Genomic DNA, 16,772 nt, shown 5'->3' on the forward strand with positions numbered 1-16,772 from the left:
ACAGTGGTTACTGTTTACAGCGCAGACCCCTCGCCCATCAGCGAAAGAACTCTCTCAGTTCAACATTTGCTGTGAGCGCATCATTCACATGAAACCTTCTCGCCAAATGAGCGAAATGGAGACTGTTGAAAAAGCGATTCGCTCTCGAAACGCGAGTGCGATTATCGCGAGCAACCAAATTGATTCATTTGGTCAACAGTATTTACGTGAGCTCGCGATCCAATACCAATGTGAAGTCTTCTTTGTCGAGCACAGCACCACTCATCACGTTCACTAATCAAACACTGCCGACCCCGCTCTTTTCTGTCGAAACCAACGACAGCATTGGGCGGGGTTTTTATTTGCTATAACGAACCTTGAAAGCAGAAAGAAAAAGAGAATTGCAAAGAAATAAGCAAACGTTTGCTTTTTCTCTGGAAGCTGAATTTAGATTAGGTATAATGCCCACCTAATCGAGTGTGTTATGCACTTCTCTGTACGACGTTTGATAAAAGATAGGAATGTCTAAATGAGCCTCGCTGATCAAGTTCTAGCCGTAAATGATGATCTACCCATCCGTACTGATAAACCTGTCCACAGTGGCAAGGTTCGCTCAGTTTACTGGTTAACCGAAGAAGATAGTCAAAGACTAATTAAAGAGAAAGGCTACGATGTCGCACCTGATGCGCCGTTAGCAATCATGGTCATTAGTGACCGTATCTCTGCATTTGACTGCATTTGGCATGGCGAAGGCGGCTTAAAAGGTGTTCCAGGTAAAGGGGCTGCACTTAACGCTATCTCTAATCACTGGTTTAAACTGTTTAAAGATAACGGGCTGGCAGATAGCCACATCCTAGATATCCCTCACCCATTCGTATGGATCGTACAAAAAGCACGCCCAGTTATGATTGAAGCGATTTGTCGCCAATACATTACTGGTTCAATGTGGCGCGCTTACGCAAATGGTGAACGTGAATTCTGTGGCATCGAAATGCCAGAAGGCTTAGAGAAAGATAAAAAGCTTCCAGAGCTACTGATCACACCATCGACCAAGGGTATTCTTAAGGACATCCCTGGCGTACCAGAAGCAGATGATGTCAATATCACTCGTCAGAACATCGAACAGAACTTCGCAGCATTTAACTTCACTAAAGAGAGCGATATTGCTCACTACGAGAAGCTACTAAAAGAAGGCTTTGGCGTGATTAGCGAAGCATTGAGCAAGGTTGATCAAACCTTCGTTGATACCAAGTTTGAGTTTGGTTATGTCAATGATGCTCAAGGCAACGAAAAGCTTATCTACATGGATGAAGTTGGCACGCCAGATTCATCACGTATTTGGGATACTCAAGAGTACAACAAAGGCAACATCGTCGAGAACTCGAAAGAAGGCTTCCGCCAGTTCTTGTTAAACCACTTCCCAGATGCCGATATTCTACTTAACAAAGAGCGTATGCCTGAACGTGAAGCATTGGCTCGCGATAACGAACTGCCGCTTGATGCGCTAATGTCTCTGTCTCGCACCTACCTTGATATTGCTGAAAAGATCACAGGTAGCAAGATTGAACTGAGCGAGAATCCAAAACAAGAGATCGTCGACATCCTACGCGCTGAGTACAACCTAATCGACTAACACTCCTTTCTATCAATAAGGTCTGTTACTTAAAGGGCCGCTTATCACTTTATTACTCAAGTAACTGAGTTAATGAAGTAGATAAGCGGCCCTTTATTGTTATCAGGCTTGGCGCCGAAATAACGCCTCACCGTCTATAACTTTATCGTGAACTCCTCAGCCGAACTTCCGGTGATCACTAGGTGGCTTCGTGATTCGATGTACTCGATCTGTTCATCTTCCAACGAATATGGCATCACAACTTTCAGTTCATTGATACCTTCCAACTTTGCCAACTTAAGTAGTACCACGATGTTCGATTCGTCACTCTTTCGCGTAGAGAGCGATTTGAGTGCCTTTTCCCATAAACGATCTTCCGGAGTCGATAGATCTTTAATGCTATCTTTCCAAACTGTACCGAACACAGGGGCAAATGTGGTGAGTGCTTCTAGAAAAGTCCATTTTTTATCGCATGACGCGCCAAGAAAGTTTGTGTAATCAAATTCTACACAGGTCTCTTTTTGTTTATCCATGATGTCCCCCGACACATTGGCAACACAATATACTCTTAATATCCACCAACTTTTTCTATATAGCAATAGGATATAGAAGAATGGTCTTTTATGACCTTTTGATTGGTTAAAAAGGCATATAAAAATCAATTTTGTAACAAAAGACGAACTGAAAACTCATATATGCGTCTATTTGATTAATATTTTACAAATTGAAGTAATTCCTATTATTTCACATCCAAAACACGACTCGCTTTCTTGTACTGAATACGCCAACCAGACCAAACTGGCAGTTCCCAACGCTTAGGTGGTGTTTTACGTCCACCGCTCGAGTAATAGACATACACAAGCTTTCTTTGAGGAAGGTATTCAACATCGAGTTGGAGATCGGCCAATAATAAATGGAATGGGTATTTTTCTGCAAATTCTTCATATTCCCAGTATGGAATGCCATCAAACGGAATGTCTTCCGCGTCGAACATCTCTAACTCATCTACTTGGCTGACACCCAACTCTTCTAACTGGGCAGCAAACCAATCAACAAAGTTAAGCTCTTCGATTTGTTGTGAGTACTCATGACTTTCACTCAGTCCCATTCGCACATACAACTGCCAATGTTTGATCTCTTGAGTTCTCTGTTTCGCGAACCCTTGTAAGTACTGCTCGCTTACCACCATGTCTATGACGGGCTTAAGTGAGAGTTGACCTTGCGCCTCGATAAGCTTGGTGTCGATCACACGACCTCCGTAAACCAAAGACATAGCCGTGAACACCTGCCCCGAGCAGTCTGATGGCCCTTCAACGACCGTTTCACCTTGCTCCCACTCCCCCAGCTCTTGTTCTACCAGCAACTGAAGCGGGATCGGCGCTACCGTTGTTGCTAAGGTCAATGTCTGTTTTACTCCTCTACCGGGCAAGCTATAGGTATCAAGTACGAGCAGAGCTTCGCTGCTGTCTGGAACTCGATTTTCCCTGCCTAGCACCACTTCGAGTTGCCCATTGGCGAACGCCTCACGCCGCTTTGTTCTACGGACAAAAGCCAATTCTGGGTGCAGGCGTAAAATCTCTTTGAGTAAATCGACTCTGTTGAATCGAGAAGCAACTTCCAGTTGAGGGAGTTCAAACAGTTCGCGCATCTGTGCCGCTAAACCTTGAGCCTCCAACTGAGCTTGCTTATCAACCGTAATATGAGGGAACTGTTTTCCGCGGACGACGCCAATGAGTAAGGCAATGTCGCAGCCCTCTTTCTCCTCTTTGAACAGAGCATCCAAATGTTCTGGATTATTAGGCAATTGATAAAGTCGAGCAGGAACTGAAAGCGCGGCTGTGAGATCTATCATCGCCTCTTTAAGCGCTTTAGATTTAATCCGAGTCACAATGTCGGCATGCAAAGCATCAATCGGCAATGGATACATGCGTTGGCCATGCTCGGTCGCCATCCCCTTTTCATCTATCGCCTCCATCAAAAGCAAAGCTTGCTTCGCTTTCAACAATGACTTTTCTGGTAACTCATCTAATAGGTCTAAATCTTCAAACGTCATCTGACAACAAGCTGCCGCTAACATCGGCTCAATCAACTCTTCACGTTGCATCTCTGGTGGTGTAACAAGTTCTAGAGCCGCATGTTCGCCAAACAGTCGCACACACTGACCATCCATAACACGCCCTGCACGCCCCGCTCGTTGTTTCGCACTTGCACGAGATATCGCTTTCAAGGTTAGTGTTGTTCTACCATTGCGTTGAACCGTTCTGCGTTCCAAACCAGAATCAATCACCACCGCAATGTTCGGAATGGTTAGGGAGGTCTCAGCTACGTTGGTCGCCAAAATCACTTTGGTCTTTCGCAGTGGTGTATCCAGTGAAATATCGGACAATGCGCGGTTGCGCTCGCTATCGGAAACCGATGTATAGAGCGGACATACTTCAATCTCTTCGATAGCATTCAGCATTTGAGCCGTTTGAATGATCTCTTTCTTACCCGGCAGAAAAACAAGAATGTCGCCCGTGCACGCCTCTAATTGTTGCTTCACTTCATCAGCAACGCGACGTTCGATATTACGGCTATCCGGTAAGTGACGAGAGTCCAACGCTCGATGTTCGATAGAGACATGATAGTTTCGGCCTTCACAAGTGATGCGTTCTGCATCGAGATAGTGAGCAAGCTTGGCCCCTTCGATTGTCGCCGACGTTACAATTAATCGATGTTGGCTACGCGCTTTCAAGATAGCCACCAACAAATCAATGTCCCAGCGACGTTCATGGAACTCATCGACTACAACGATATCAAACGTCTTTAGTCCATCTTCTACTAACCATCGCAGAGCGACACCGGGGGTGACAAAGGTCACCTGAGTCGATTCGTTGTATTTAGCGTCGAGCTTAATCGCATAGCCCACCTCTTCACCCAGCGGTTTGCCCGATGAAGTAGCCAAAAACTCAGCCAAGGAAGTACATGCAATACGTCTTGGCTCAATCACTAATACTCGACCATGTTTTGCCGCCCAAACCGGTAAACGAGTCGACTTACCAGAGCCTGTTTCAGCTTCTACAACAAGGTGATTTGAAGGAAGGAGTTCATGAAGTGCATGTTCATAAGAATCGATGGGTAGTAGAGACATAAAAGGTGTCAATAGATAAAAAATGTGAGCTAAGTATACCTAAATCTTCACTCGATATTCGAGAAGTGTGGCAAAGCAGTGAGATCATCATTTTGTTTGGTTATATAAGGGATAAACAGTTTACAATTGAATAACTAAACCGTTATCATTTTTCCGTTTTTCTTTCTCCCATATTAGGCTTCCAATGAACAACGACAAACGTCCTCTGTACATCCCATATTCGGGCCCTGCACTACTAAGTACTCCTCTTCTAAACAAAGGCAGTGCATTCACCGCTGAAGAGCGTGCTTCTTTTAACCTAGAAGGCCTTCTGCCTGAAAATACAGAAACGATTCAAGAGCAAGTTGGTCGTGCTTACAAGCAGTACTGCAACTTCGAAAGCGACATGGATAAGCACATTTACCTGCGCAACATCCAAGATACTAACGAAACACTCTTCTATCGTTTAGTTCAGAATCATATCTCTGAAATGATGCCAATCATCTACACACCAACTGTAGGTGCGGCATGTGAAAACTTCTCTAACATTTACCGTCGTGGTCGTGGTCTGTTTATCTCTTACCCGAACCGCGATCGTATCGATGACCTACTGAACAATGCGACTAACCACAATGTAAAAGTAATCGTGGTAACGGACGGTGAGCGTATTCTTGGTTTGGGAGACCAAGGTATCGGTGGTATGGGTATTCCAATTGGTAAGCTTTCTCTATACACAGCGTGTGGCGGCATCAGCCCGGCTTACATGCTACCTATCGTTCTTGATGTTGGTACCAACAACCCTCAACGTCTAGCAGACCCAATGTACATGGGTTGGCGTCATCCTCGTATCACGGGTGCAGACTATGACGCATTCGTTGAAGAGTTCATTCAAGCTGTTCAACGCCGTTGGCCAGATGCTTTGGTTCAGTTTGAAGACTTCGCTCAGAAGAACGCGATGCCACTGCTTGAGCGCTACAAAGATCGTATCTGTTGCTTCAACGATGACATTCAAGGCACAGCTGCTGTAACAGTTGGCTCACTATTGGCGGCTTGTAAAGCTGCAGGTAGCAAGCTATCTGAGCAACGCGTGACATTCCTTGGTGCAGGTTCTGCAGGTTGTGGTATCGCAGAAGCGATCATCGCTCAGATGGTGTCTGAAGGTATCAGCGATGCACAAGCTCGCTCACAAGTTTACATGGTTGACCGTTGGGGTCTTCTACAAGAAGGCATGCCAAACCTACTAGACTTCCAACAACGTCTGGTTCAAACAAATAAGAACACTGAAGGTTGGGAAACAGAAGGTACTGGTTTCTCGCTATTTGATGTTGTCCGTAACGCGAAGCCTACTGTACTGGTTGGTGTATCTGGTGCACCGGGTCTGTTTAGCAAAGAAGTTATCCAAGAGATGAACCTTCACTGTGAACGCCCAATTGTGTTCCCTCTATCTAACCCAACAAGCCGTGTTGAAGCGACGCCAAACGACATCATTCGTTGGACAGAAGGCCAAGCACTTGTTGCGACAGGTAGCCCATTTGAGCCAGTGACTCACAAAGGCACAACTTACCCAATCGCACAGTGTAACAACAGCTACATCTTCCCGGGTATCGGCCTTGGTGTTCTAGCGGTTAACGCTTCTCGTATTACCGACGAAATGCTGATGGAATCAAGCCGTGCACTTGCAACTTGTTCTCCACTAGCAATCAATGGTTCTGGTGCACTTCTACCACCACTAGAAGAGATCCACACTGTATCTAAGAAGATTGCTTTTGCCGTTGGTAAGAAAGCGATCGAACAAGGTGTTGCACTAGAGATCACTGAAGAAGCGCTACAGCAAGCTATCGACCAACACTTCTGGCAACCAGTGTACCGTCGCTATAAGCGTACTGCTTTCTAAGCAAGATTGAAGATTATCTCTAAAGCCTCTGCATCGCAGGGGCTTTTTTCTTCATATAGACATCACTTAATCGTTCATTTTTATAAGATATTTTTGTTACTATCGACTATTCGTTAACGATGCTCAGGCGCAAGGACCCTACCTCGAGTGAAATTCAGTTCTTCAAATTTGATTGCACTTTTAAAGAAGGCGAGCAAAAAGATCCAAACCACCCTACTTTCCGTGTTTATCATTGTGTTGATTGGGGCTGCGACAGTAATTGGTATTGATTACTGGGTTTCTTGGCAGGCTAAAGGGCGAATCATTACCCAGATAGAAGACGTCCCTCAGAGAGAGGTGGCGGTTGTTTTAGGGACGAGTAAATACCTAGGTCGCACTCTTAACGAATACTATAAGCACCGAATCGATGCTGCTATCGACTTGTATAACCAAGGCACCATCAACCAGTTTCTATTGAGTGGTGATAACGCACATCGCTCTTACAACGAACCTTGGACCATGAAGCGCGACCTTCTTAAAGCTGGTGTGCCTGAAGAGCGTATCAACCTCGACTACGCAGGTTTTCGTACCCTTGACTCGATTGTCCGCGCCAAGAAGATTTTTGATACCGATAACTTTTTGATCATCACTCAAAAGTTTCACTGTGAGCGTGCACTTTTCATCGCCAGCTCTTACGACATTCACGCCCAGTGCTTGGCTGTTTCTGGGCCAACCAAACACTCCGGTTTCTATATTCGATTGCGTGAAGTGTTTGCACGAACCAAAGCATTTTTAGACCTCTACATCATAGATACCGCACCGAAATTTTTAGGTCCTAAAGAGCCGATTCAACCTAGCGCAACCCCTGAAAACAGTAATCCACAAACCGATGTGTAGAAATCTACACATTTTCGATTTGTCGCCTCACACTTTGCTACACCAAGAACAAAACACACCAACACTCCTTTATTAACTTGAGTAACATTCTGTCAACAAAGTCTGACCCTACATCAAGTCAAACACCTCGAACACAATAAGCGCCACATAAAAAATAGGCGCACCTAATAACAGAGGTGAAACAAAAGGAGCGCCCTATGACGGCACTTGTTACTACACTGAAACACTGGTTGTTCACCCGCAACAGCATGATCCTTATCGGAAATTTCTTGTTGTTTGCGACCTTGATTAATACCCTGCCTTTCGAATCGCAGGTCAACACTGGTCTGAGTATCTTGATCTTTGTTGCCGTACTTTGGCTTACAGAGGCGATTCACGTTAGCATCACGGCACTACTTGTACCGTTACTCGCTGTTGTATTTGGTGTCTTTAATACCCCTGCGGCACTAGCAAACTTCTCCAACCCAATTATCTTTCTTTTCCTAGGTGGGTTTGCATTAGCAGCGGCATTGAACAAGCAAGAGCTCGACAAAGCGATCGCCGATAAAGTACTTCTGATTGCGAAAGGTAAAATGTCGGTTGCGATCTTCATGCTATTCGGTGTGAGTGCAGGTCTATCAATGTGGATTTCAAACACTGCGACTACAGCAATGATGCTGCCTTTGGTTTTAGGTGTGATGAACAAAGTCGACCAACGTGAAGACCGCAATACTTATGTATTCGTTCTACTCGGTATCGCTTACTGTGCTTCAATTGGTGGTATCGCAACGCTAGTCGGTAGCCCACCGAACGCAATCGCAGCGGCAGAAGTTGGCTTGAGCTTTACAGAGTGGATGGCGCTAGGTCTTCCTATCTCTCTTATTCTTCTACCAGTTGCGATGGTTATCCTATATGCGATGACTAAGCCAAAACTGAACCACACTTTCGAACTAGATCATAAACCAGTTGAGTGGACCAACAGCAAAAAAATCACACTGTCGATCTTCTTGCTAACTGTGACTCTGTGGATTTTCGGTAAACCAATCAACGCAATGATCGGTGGCTTCTCGAAATTCGATAGCTTAGTTGCTATTGGCGCTATCGTACTGCTTGGCGCATCTCGCGCAGTAGAGTGGAAAGACGTTGAGAAAACAACTGACTGGGGCGTATTGATTCTATTTGGTGGCGGTATCTGTCTGAGTAACATTCTTAAAGCGACAGGCACCAGCGTTTTCTTAGCTCACTCTCTAAGTGGTTTCCTAGAGCAGGCTGGCGTGCTTCTGACTATCTTAGCAGTTGTGGCTTTCGTGGTATTCCTAACAGAGTTCGCAAGTAACACAGCAAGTGCGGCGCTACTGGTTCCTGTATTCGCAACGATTGCTGAAGCACTAGGTATGTCACCAGTTATCTTGTCTGCGCTGATTGCAGTAGCCGCATCATGTGCCTTCATGCTGCCTGTAGCGACACCACCAAATGCTATCGTATTCGGCTCTGGTCACATCAAACAAAAAGAGATGATGCGTATCGGTATGGTGCTTAACATTGTATGTATTATGGCACTAACACTGTTCGCATGGATCTTCTGGTAATCAACACTCCTGCTCCACACAAACGGGTTGCGATTCCCCCTAGCAGCCCGTTTCAATAATCAAGAGTGTAATCATAGCCTGGCACCTACTAACAACAACACAGGCATACTTTCCCTTTGGTGGCCTCACGCGCCACCTCTTTTTTTTGATTCCCTTCGTTATATCCCCGCTGAATAGCCAGCCAAAACTCTAGCGTTATTGACTCACCACCACTTGGTTTCTGCCTGAATGCTTTGCTTGGTAAAGTGCCTCATCTGCTCTGGCAATGGTTTCTGTCATCCGTTCCTGTTTCATTTGAGCAACGCCGATACTGCAGGTCAAAGGATCTCCATGAATCCATAAGTGTTGCCCCACAATCGTTCGAATTTTCTCGGCTTTGGCTTGAGCTTCTGCAATGGACGTTTCTGGACAAAAAACGATGAACTCCTCGCCACCCCATCGAACCAGCTTGTCGGTTGAGCTGATTAAGCTCCCCACTACCATAGAAAACTCACGCAGAATGTGGTCGCCCATTTGGTGGCCGTACTGATCGTTCACAGACTTGAAATGGTCGATATCGAAATAGAGCATGCTGAACACACCATAGCCCTGCTTTACGTCTTGAGATTGGGCTTTAAGCCAATCACGGACAGCATGACGATTCAGTGTCCCAGTCAGCTCGTCGCGATTGGCAAGCTCTGAGAATTCAAAGTTCTGTTCACGAAGAGATTTGTTCACGTTCTTTAGATGCGCATGACGCTTTTCCGCAATCATCATTCGCTTGCGAGAGCTGTGTAGTTCCGACAACAAAAATACTGTGCCTGTTCCAACCCACACAAACAGCAGAATAAGAAACAAGCTTTCTGCACTGAAATAAGAGCCTTCAAATTCAATACTCTTAACAACGATCTGATGCTTACCGAGTTTGGCACCCGACCCGGTTGCGAATTCCACCAAATTGACGTTTGAATATTCCGGCGCAGAGTGCTCTAGCGCGATGTCGTTGTCCGCAAGCCACCAAGTCATCACTTGCAGGTTTGCAATCGGGATTTCAATCACGCCGCCATCAACACCAGGCTGAAATTCCATGCCATTGTATTTAAAGGAATACTCGTCATCAGGCGTTGAATAAGCAGGGTTATAATTACGAAGGTAAGTTCTTAATCGGCCACTAGACTCTTCGCTAGTGTGGTAGTCGATGTTGACTCGAAAAGTATGATATTGGGAAAGGTCGATCCCGATGGTGGGATCAGAGTTGATTTTGATCGACAGCCCGCAATAAGGCCAAGGGTATTCAGACTCGATTAACTCACAGTTCAACACATAGTGATCATCTTTTAGACTCAAGACTGATGTACTGACGCCATTATCAACCTTGTCACTGGTTGCAATAAACTCAAACTTGTCAGGCGTTATGGCCGTAATGACACGATTACCACTTACTTGATATAGCTGAACAATCGCCAAAGTCGCCACAACCAAAAATATGACAACCTTATGTATCCACTTCACTGGTTTGTTTCCAATCTGCTGCGCACTATTGGCGCTCTATTCACAACATTCTACGGTCTATGCCAAGCACGCATATCTCGCCGGCAAACGTTATAGCACGGCTTTTCAAAATATCATACTCTAATTTAGAGGGTGCTTAAGAAAAGTTCGAACGCTTTATCTAACATCAATATTACGTACCTAGCGCACCTCTATTTGGTATACTGACTGGATAATCAATGCGGCAAAGGCTACGGCTAGATCGCAAAATATAATCAAAAACGCACGAGTAATGTCATGTCTTTATTAGCGAAAGGAACACTCAAAAAAATGAGTGCTTCTCTTGATGGTACGGTTACGTATCGTCTACCGGTCGGCGAAGAGTTCGTAGAGTTGAATCCTCTGATCGGCAAAACCATTAACCTCACCCACACAGGCAACATCTTCTGCTGTTCTTGCGGTAAGAAAACCAAGAAAAGCTACTCTCAAGGTCACTGCTTTGTTTGTATGAAAAAGCTAGCAAGCTGCGACATGTGCATCATGAAGCCAGAGACTTGTCACTACGACCAAGGAACCTGTCGCGAGCCGCAATGGGGTGAAGAGAACTGCATGGTTGATCACTTCGTGTACCTATCAAATACCTCGAGTCTAAAAGTGGGTATTACTCGTCATACGCAGATCCCAACACGCTGGATTGACCAAGGTGCCACTCAAGGCCTACCAATCTTGAAAGTGAAGACTCGTCAGATCTCAGGTCTGATTGAAGTAGAACTGGCGAAACACATCGCAGATAAAACCAACTGGCGTACCCTGCTAAAAGGCGATGGCGATGACATCGAATTGGTTGAACGCGCGAAAGAGTTGTTGCCGCTTGTGGAAGATAAGATCCAAGAGATCAAAGCTCAATTTGGTGATGATGCCATTGAGGTTCTTAATGAAAACATCACGCCACTGAGCTACCCAGTTGAGCAACACCCTGTGAAAATCACGTCACACAACTTCGACAAAAACCCAGAAGTGACAGGTGTGCTGCAAGGGATTAAAGGCCAATATCTGATTCTTGATACGGGTGTTATCAACATTCGTAAATTTGGCTCTTACGAAGTAGAAGTGTCTGCTGAGTAACATTCCAACTAAAAACAAACGCCCAGTGACAACAATCACTGGGCGTTTTCTATTTTCAGGTCACTAATACATGGTATTGCCATTCGCCGTCCCTTCTGGGATCTCCTGAAGTGCATCCCAATGTTCAACAATCTTACCGTTATCATCAAAACGGAAGAAATCCATCGTCACATACTCGACATTATCCGGCCATGTTTGATGAGTATGCAGCGCGACCAAGTTACCTTCAGCCACCGCGCGAACAAAAGTGATGTCTTTATTCGGGTACTCTGACTGCATGCGCTCAAAGTAATCGATGAAGGGCTGTGGTCCGTTACCCACCAGCGGGTTGTGTTGAATATATTCATCCCCGACGTACTTCTCTACCGCTTCTTTAGGCTTGCCTCTATAGGCCATCTCATAAAAATTGATCGCATTTTGTTTATTGGCTTGAAGGTCTTGGCTCATGAATAACTCCCTGAATGAAGCTATCGATTGAAGCCTCATCGTTAATAGTAAACAAGGTACTCGTGTTACTTACTATAGACTCTGGCAATCAGATCGCAGACCAAGAGCACAACTATTTTTCTTTAAACGCCTGCTTAACGGTGCTTTTGAGATTCTGCATGAACGTTTTAAAGTGCGGCATGAAATCCGAGAACAGGGGATGCTTGTGGTCTTTCATCATCACAGGGCCAAGCAGACGAAGGGCTACCGCCACTTTCGTTGCCGTTTCAGGTTCAAGCCCACTGCCCTTTTTCAAACTGTCGACAACGTTGAATAGGTCTTCACGGTCTTGGTAATCAAACTCTAACGTTCTTGCTTGTTCGGTACCGACTTCTTCGATGGTGATGCGGTACTGTTTATCTTTGCGAATTGTAGGAATCATTTTATGGCCTCTAATACAATTAAGTTGGTCGTTAATAAAGTTAAGAAATGACGATGATTTGGGTTAGCTCTTTAGGAACTTCTCCACCTTCGGCTTAATCGTCATCGATACCGTTATCATGAGCACTAACGCCACAGGCAGCGCTCCCAGTACTCCATTCATCCATGCTTCTATAAAATCAGCGCGATTACTCAAACCCACATTGTGATACGCACTTGTTAGCGCCATTCCCGATTCCATTACTAGCGCCATAATGATGCCAACCAGCGCGTCTCTCGCTTTCGCTGCCATATTAGGAAGTAGTCTTTGTGCACCTTTGGTTAACAGCGCCATCAAGGTGAAACCCATTGGAATCACTGTAACCAGCGCTGTAAAAAAGTTTGTTGCCCAATCGGCAAAGAAAGTCTCCGTAAAACCTAGGTTAAGGTACGTCATTGTTCCGGTGATCGTGCCACCCATCAGGCTAACCATACCCAACATAACCAAGACTTTTTGGATAAGCGGCGTTTTCTGTGGCTCGATTACTGATTCATTCATCACAGCTTGTACAGTCATTCTCTTCTCCAGTCTTGAATTAGCTTTGAATTAAGTTGATAATGTCAACTATAGTTTAATTTGATTGATAATGTCAACTAGTTTGACTGGGGCGTTTTTATGTCTGAAGGTAAATCACTGGATAGCCTGTTTAAATTGGTACATGCCGTAAAAAGAAATGTGCATGAAAAGATAGAGTCGTTGGATCTCGATATTGCACCTATGCACGTGCGTGTATTAAAGATCATCACCAAGAAGCCGCAGTGTACTGCTGTTGATATCGCGAACTTTTTGGACCGAGATAAGGCGCAAGTGACTCGCCTACTCAGTGCCCTAATTAAACAAGAATTGATCGTTAAAGAACCCAACCCCGAAGACAAGCGCAGTCAATGTTTGGCTATCACCGAGCGCGGTAAAGCCATTGTTGATCAGCTAACTGAGGTTGATAGCGAGATGTTTGAGAAGATGAAGATAGGTATTGATAGTGATGAACTCATAACCTTTGAGCGAGTGGCTAAAGCGATGGCTCAAAATCTCAATTCGAAAGGATAAAAAAACAAAGAGCGCACTATTTCCAGTGCGCTCTTTTCGTTTGATTGTGAGTCCGGATTAGTCTTTACGAAGAATGCCTTCCAACACATTGAACAGTAAGTCGATCTCTTCAATTGAGTTATAGTGCATACAGCCGATACGAACCACACCTGTCTCTTCTATACCTAGCTGCTTAACTAAGCCAAGTGCGTAAAAGTGGCCATTCCAAACACAAATATTGTGCTCGCCTAGGGCTTTAGCTATCGACTCTGGTGAGTGATCATCAAACGTGATAGCAAACGTCGGCGTGCGCAAGTTCGAGTCATGGGTTGTTTTTCCGTAAAGGCGAACACCGCTTAGCTCGTTCAACCTTTGCAAGAAGTACTCACTCAGTTGACTCTCATGGCGATTGTACAACTTGTAACTCTGCTCCAAACGCGTTCTGAGATCGTCTGCCGGATCGCCACACTGTGCAAGGTAGTCAACCGCCGCAATCACACCGGCTAGACCTTCAAAGCTCTGAGTACCGGTTTCAAAACGACCAGGGCCAACATTCGTCGCAGGCTCAACTTTGTATGGCTTCAATGTGTGCAACCATTGCGGAGCAACATACGCGATACCAACGTGAGGCCCGAAGAACTTGTATGCAGAACACGCTAGGAAATCACAATTTAGCTTCTGTACATCAATCAAGTGATGAGGTGCGTAGTGAACCGCATCAACGTAAACCTGCGCACCTTTACTGTGTGCTAGCTCTACGACTTTCTCTACATCAACAATCGAGCCTGTGGTATTCGACGCAAAAGTGACTGCGACCAGTCGAGTTTTATCACTCAGTAGAGATTCGAAGTGCGCCATGTCTAGGCTACAGTCTGATTCATCTACACGAACTTGATGTACTACAACGCCTTTGTCTTCTGCCGCTTGTTGCCAGCTCGATACGTTAGAGTAGTGATCCAGTGCTGTAACAATGATTTCGTCGCCCTCGTTCCAATCGCGGCTGATTGCTCGGCTCAATTGGAACGTCAACGAAGTCATGTTGGCGCCAAAAACGATGTTGCCTGAAGATTCTGCGTTCAATAACGCTTGAACTGACTCTCTCGCCTGCTGCATTAGCCCTGTTGTTTTCTGGCTTGAAAAGTAGTGTCCACCTAGATTTGAATTAAAATGGCCAAGATACTCAGTCATTGAGGCTAGGACATTTTCAGGGACTTGCGAACCACCGGGCCCATCGAAAAAAGTAACAGGCTTGCCATTATGATATTGGCTTAACGCGCTAAATTGCTGGCGAACTTCATTAAGAGTGAAGGACATTACGCTCATCCTTTGCTGTTAGTACGAATACATCCATATGACCTACTTCATCGTGGTCAATCGTGCGGATAGGTTGAGCATTGTGCCAAAGCTTGCTGTCTGCGAGCATTGCCACTTCACCATCTTCAAGTACTTTTCTAAAGAATGGTGCTTCGTGAGAATCTTGGTAAAGCATGATCTCACCGCCAACAATGTTATGACGGTTCACACCAATCAGTGCGATGTGGTCAAAGCCATCTTGGTGCACGCCTTCAGGGGCTACTTGTGTCTCTTCGTAAATTGCCGAGATACGAATTTGGTGAATTTCGATCTCTTGACCGTCTTTCAGGCCATTCGTCTCAATGAAGAGTTCACACATCTCTTGCATGCCTTCACTCTGTAGAATGTTGGCTTCAACAGGTTCAAACTCGCGCACTACGTCGCCTTGAAAGTGATTAATGTCTTCTGATTGAACAAAGTTGTGCTTGTCCTGTTCCACAACCTGACCACCGCAAAAACGAATTACCGAGTATCTTCTTAAACGAAACTTACCATCAGCATGTTCTGTGCTTGGTAGCTTTTCAAACGAAGGTGACAACTCTTCAACGGCATGGTTGCTGAGGTGGGTAATATGTAGGGTGTTTTCGTGAGCATGTAACATCATCGACTCCTTAATGAATGTCCACTTTACTTATTTTATTTAACCTTTTGTTTACATAAATGATACGTGAAGATCTGGTTAAATCAACTTTAAACAACCATTTATTCTGTTGTAGAGATAAATTTAAAACTTAATTCCAACTTGAATTCAAAAACCAGTGATTAAAACCAGTTCAAAAGTTGGGCACCTTTAAAATTCAGCACACTTCACTGGCTAGTTTTATTCACTATTTTTAATTAAAAAGGCAATGTTTAATTTGGCACGCTATTCTCTAATTTTCTGCGCAGCGTTGTGTTTTGAAGGGAATGGATGGGGAATTCGGATGAGCAGAAATAGACAAACATAATAATGATTGCCAACAAAAACGGTTACAGACTGAAATGCGACACACCTAATGAAGCAGCAGCTATTAACCATTTACACAGTGATAGCACATTGGTTAATTTATCAACTGTAAAGTATCCAAACGCCTTTGCTTGCGCGTCTGGAACAGGTCGAGTTCGGGGGGAACTCGGCCGCCCCAGTGTCAGACTGACTTCTTTTGAAGCAGTACTTTCACTGTTCTTTTAGCCACTAAGATGTTTGTCTCCATTGGACGGCGACCTTAAGCACCTATTGTTATAAAAAGCCGAATGACAGCCTAAATGAAGCGCCTAAGTTAAATATCGCGAATAGAAATTATAGTAAGAAGGTATATCGCCTATGCCTAACAAAATAGTCTAGAATAGAAACCACGAGCATTAATTCGTGGTTTCCATTGTATTTAAATTAGCGACTCAACAATGCTTCTCATCTTTTCATCAACTGCATTATTCATAATAAGAGTATAAACACTATCATGATATGATGAACATACTTGATAGTATGTTTCATCCGATTTTTCTAGTTTAACTTCTATAACACCTTTTGATATTAAACTTTCAAAAAAACTTACATTAATGCCTTTTACTTTATCAGAAAACTTCACATATGACTTTTTTTGGTCTATAAATCTAGCCCTATTAAAGAAAGAAGTGAAGAATGTTCTTAGCTCTTTTTCAACTAAAGCTCTGTTTTCTTTGATTCTAGTTTTTGACATTTCAACGACAACATCTAAATCACCCATTTGACATGAATCAAATATTACAGAGTCGAAATTATTAGGTACATTTGAATTATTAACATTTTCAAAAACACAATTGGAAAATTTTGTATTTTCAAATTTAGAGAAAGTGAAATTCTTGTAACCTATAAACCTTGAGTTTGAAATATG

15 protein-coding genes and 1 pseudogene are annotated in these 16,772 nt (G+C 44.3%); 7 read left to right on the forward strand and 9 right to left on the reverse strand.

What is annotated here, in order from left to right; all coding sequences use genetic code 11:
* Window positions 1–277: pseudogene (locus AC6R05_RS06715) on the forward strand (SulA-like leucine-rich domain-containing protein); the annotation flags it as partial.
* Window positions 278–508: 231 nt separating this feature from the next.
* Complete coding sequence (locus tag AC6R05_RS06720; RefSeq protein WP_500646968.1) at window positions 509–1,612, forward strand: phosphoribosylaminoimidazolesuccinocarboxamide synthase; 1,104 nt, start codon at window positions 509–511, stop codon at window positions 1,610–1,612.
* Between the two features lie 134 nt (window positions 1,613–1,746).
* Here the strand turns inward: AC6R05_RS06720 and AC6R05_RS06725 are convergent, their stop codons facing one another.
* Both AC6R05_RS06725 and AC6R05_RS06730 read right to left on the reverse strand, forming a co-directional pair.
* Window positions 1,747–2,124, reverse strand: a complete 378-nt coding sequence (locus tag AC6R05_RS06725) for a hypothetical protein (protein ID WP_032549231.1) — start codon at window positions 2,122–2,124, stop codon at window positions 1,747–1,749.
* Window positions 2,125–2,330: 206 nt separating this feature from the next.
* Complete coding sequence (locus tag AC6R05_RS06730; protein WP_500646969.1) at window positions 2,331–4,721, reverse strand: helicase-related protein; 2,391 nt, start codon at window positions 4,719–4,721, stop codon at window positions 2,331–2,333.
* A gap of 184 nt (window positions 4,722–4,905) precedes the next feature.
* Here AC6R05_RS06730 and AC6R05_RS06735 point away from each other — a divergent pair, with 184 nt between their 5' ends.
* The 3 genes from AC6R05_RS06735 (at window position 4,906) to AC6R05_RS06745 (ending at window position 9,038) form a co-directional block, all read left to right on the forward strand.
* On the forward strand, window positions 4,906–6,594 hold the full coding sequence (locus AC6R05_RS06735) for an NAD-dependent malic enzyme (protein WP_500646970.1): 1,689 nt from the start codon (window positions 4,906–4,908) through the stop codon (window positions 6,592–6,594).
* 147 nt (window positions 6,595–6,741) lie between these two features.
* Complete coding sequence (locus AC6R05_RS06740; protein ID WP_152468573.1) at window positions 6,742–7,470, forward strand: SanA/YdcF family protein; 729 nt, start codon at window positions 6,742–6,744, stop codon at window positions 7,468–7,470.
* A gap of 197 nt (window positions 7,471–7,667) precedes the next feature.
* The gene (locus AC6R05_RS06745; RefSeq protein WP_150894936.1) at window positions 7,668–9,038 is read left to right on the forward strand and encodes an SLC13 family permease; all 1,371 of its coding nucleotides are present in this window, start codon (window positions 7,668–7,670) and stop codon (window positions 9,036–9,038) included.
* A gap of 195 nt (window positions 9,039–9,233) precedes the next feature.
* On the opposite strand, the gene AC6R05_RS06750 is transcribed toward AC6R05_RS06745, so the two are convergent.
* Entirely contained in the window at window positions 9,234–10,529 is a 1,296-nt protein-coding gene (locus tag AC6R05_RS06750; RefSeq protein ID WP_500646971.1) for a GGDEF domain-containing protein, read from the reverse strand.
* 276 nt (window positions 10,530–10,805) lie between these two features.
* Here AC6R05_RS06750 and AC6R05_RS06755 point away from each other — a divergent pair, with 276 nt between their 5' ends.
* Complete coding sequence (locus tag AC6R05_RS06755) at window positions 10,806–11,633, forward strand: DUF2797 domain-containing protein (protein WP_150872136.1); 828 nt, start codon at window positions 10,806–10,808, stop codon at window positions 11,631–11,633.
* Between the two features lie 63 nt (window positions 11,634–11,696).
* Here AC6R05_RS06755 and AC6R05_RS06760 read toward each other — a convergent pair whose 3' ends face one another.
* The 3 genes from AC6R05_RS06760 to AC6R05_RS06770 form a co-directional block, all read right to left on the reverse strand.
* Entirely contained in the window at window positions 11,697–12,080 is a 384-nt protein-coding gene (locus tag AC6R05_RS06760) for a nuclear transport factor 2 family protein (RefSeq protein WP_500646972.1), read from the reverse strand.
* Window positions 12,081–12,192: 112 nt separating this feature from the next.
* On the reverse strand, window positions 12,193–12,501 hold the full coding sequence (locus AC6R05_RS06765; protein WP_500646973.1) for a DUF3861 domain-containing protein: 309 nt from the start codon (window positions 12,499–12,501) through the stop codon (window positions 12,193–12,195).
* A 63-nt stretch (window positions 12,502–12,564) separates the two neighbouring features.
* Complete coding sequence (locus tag AC6R05_RS06770; protein WP_500646974.1) at window positions 12,565–13,056, reverse strand: DUF2798 domain-containing protein; 492 nt, start codon at window positions 13,054–13,056, stop codon at window positions 12,565–12,567.
* Between the two features lie 99 nt (window positions 13,057–13,155).
* On the opposite strand from AC6R05_RS06770, the gene AC6R05_RS06775 reads away from it, so the two are divergent.
* Window positions 13,156–13,587, forward strand: coding sequence for a MarR family winged helix-turn-helix transcriptional regulator (locus AC6R05_RS06775; protein ID WP_500646975.1), 432 nt, complete (start codon window positions 13,156–13,158; stop codon window positions 13,585–13,587).
* Window positions 13,588–13,644: 57 nt separating this feature from the next.
* Here the strand turns inward: AC6R05_RS06775 and AC6R05_RS06780 are convergent, their stop codons facing one another.
* From AC6R05_RS06780 to AC6R05_RS06790, 3 genes are all read right to left on the reverse strand, one after another.
* Window positions 13,645–14,880, reverse strand: coding sequence for a cysteine desulfurase-like protein (locus AC6R05_RS06780; protein ID WP_150872123.1), 1,236 nt, complete (start codon window positions 14,878–14,880; stop codon window positions 13,645–13,647).
* Window positions 14,864–15,520 carry a 2OG-Fe dioxygenase family protein gene (locus AC6R05_RS06785; protein WP_150872121.1) on the reverse strand — a complete coding sequence of 219 codons (657 nt, stop codon included), beginning with the start codon at window positions 15,518–15,520 and terminating at the stop codon, window positions 14,864–14,866. Before AC6R05_RS06785 ends, AC6R05_RS06780 begins: the two co-directional genes overlap by 17 nt.
* Before the next feature lie 763 nt (window positions 15,521–16,283).
* On the reverse strand, window positions 16,284–16,772 hold a 489-nt coding region (locus tag AC6R05_RS06790), incomplete at its 5' end, for a hypothetical protein (RefSeq protein WP_500646976.1).

It is taken from the genome of Vibrio sp. R11-SG3-ISO9, assembly GCF_059834255.1.

What these genes read in the sequence shown, in the direction of transcription:
- AC6R05_RS06720 (WP_500646968.1), top strand. Translation starts at nt 509, where the DNA reads ATGAGCCTCGCTGATCAAGTTCTAGCCGTAAATGATGATCTACCCATC.
- AC6R05_RS06725 (WP_032549231.1), bottom strand. Translation starts at nt 2,124, where the DNA reads ATGGATAAACAAAAAGAGACCTGTGTAGAATTTGATTACACAAACTTT.
- AC6R05_RS06730 (WP_500646969.1), bottom strand. Translation starts at nt 4,721, where the DNA reads ATGTCTCTACTACCCATCGATTCTTATGAACATGCACTTCATGAACTC.
- AC6R05_RS06735 (WP_500646970.1), top strand. Translation starts at nt 4,906, where the DNA reads ATGAACAACGACAAACGTCCTCTGTACATCCCATATTCGGGCCCTGCA.
- AC6R05_RS06745 (WP_150894936.1), top strand. Translation starts at nt 7,668, where the DNA reads ATGACGGCACTTGTTACTACACTGAAACACTGGTTGTTCACCCGCAAC.
- AC6R05_RS06755 (WP_150872136.1), top strand. Translation starts at nt 10,806, where the DNA reads ATGTCTTTATTAGCGAAAGGAACACTCAAAAAAATGAGTGCTTCTCTT.
- AC6R05_RS06760 (WP_500646972.1), bottom strand. Translation starts at nt 12,080, where the DNA reads ATGAGCCAAGACCTTCAAGCCAATAAACAAAATGCGATCAATTTTTAT.
- AC6R05_RS06765 (WP_500646973.1), bottom strand. Translation starts at nt 12,501, where the DNA reads ATGATTCCTACAATTCGCAAAGATAAACAGTACCGCATCACCATCGAA.
- AC6R05_RS06770 (WP_500646974.1), bottom strand. Translation starts at nt 13,056, where the DNA reads ATGACTGTACAAGCTGTGATGAATGAATCAGTAATCGAGCCACAGAAA.
- AC6R05_RS06775 (WP_500646975.1), top strand. Translation starts at nt 13,156, where the DNA reads ATGTCTGAAGGTAAATCACTGGATAGCCTGTTTAAATTGGTACATGCC.
- AC6R05_RS06780 (WP_150872123.1), bottom strand. Translation starts at nt 14,880, where the DNA reads ATGTCCTTCACTCTTAATGAAGTTCGCCAGCAATTTAGCGCGTTAAGC.
- AC6R05_RS06785 (WP_150872121.1), bottom strand. Translation starts at nt 15,520, where the DNA reads ATGTTACATGCTCACGAAAACACCCTACATATTACCCACCTCAGCAAC.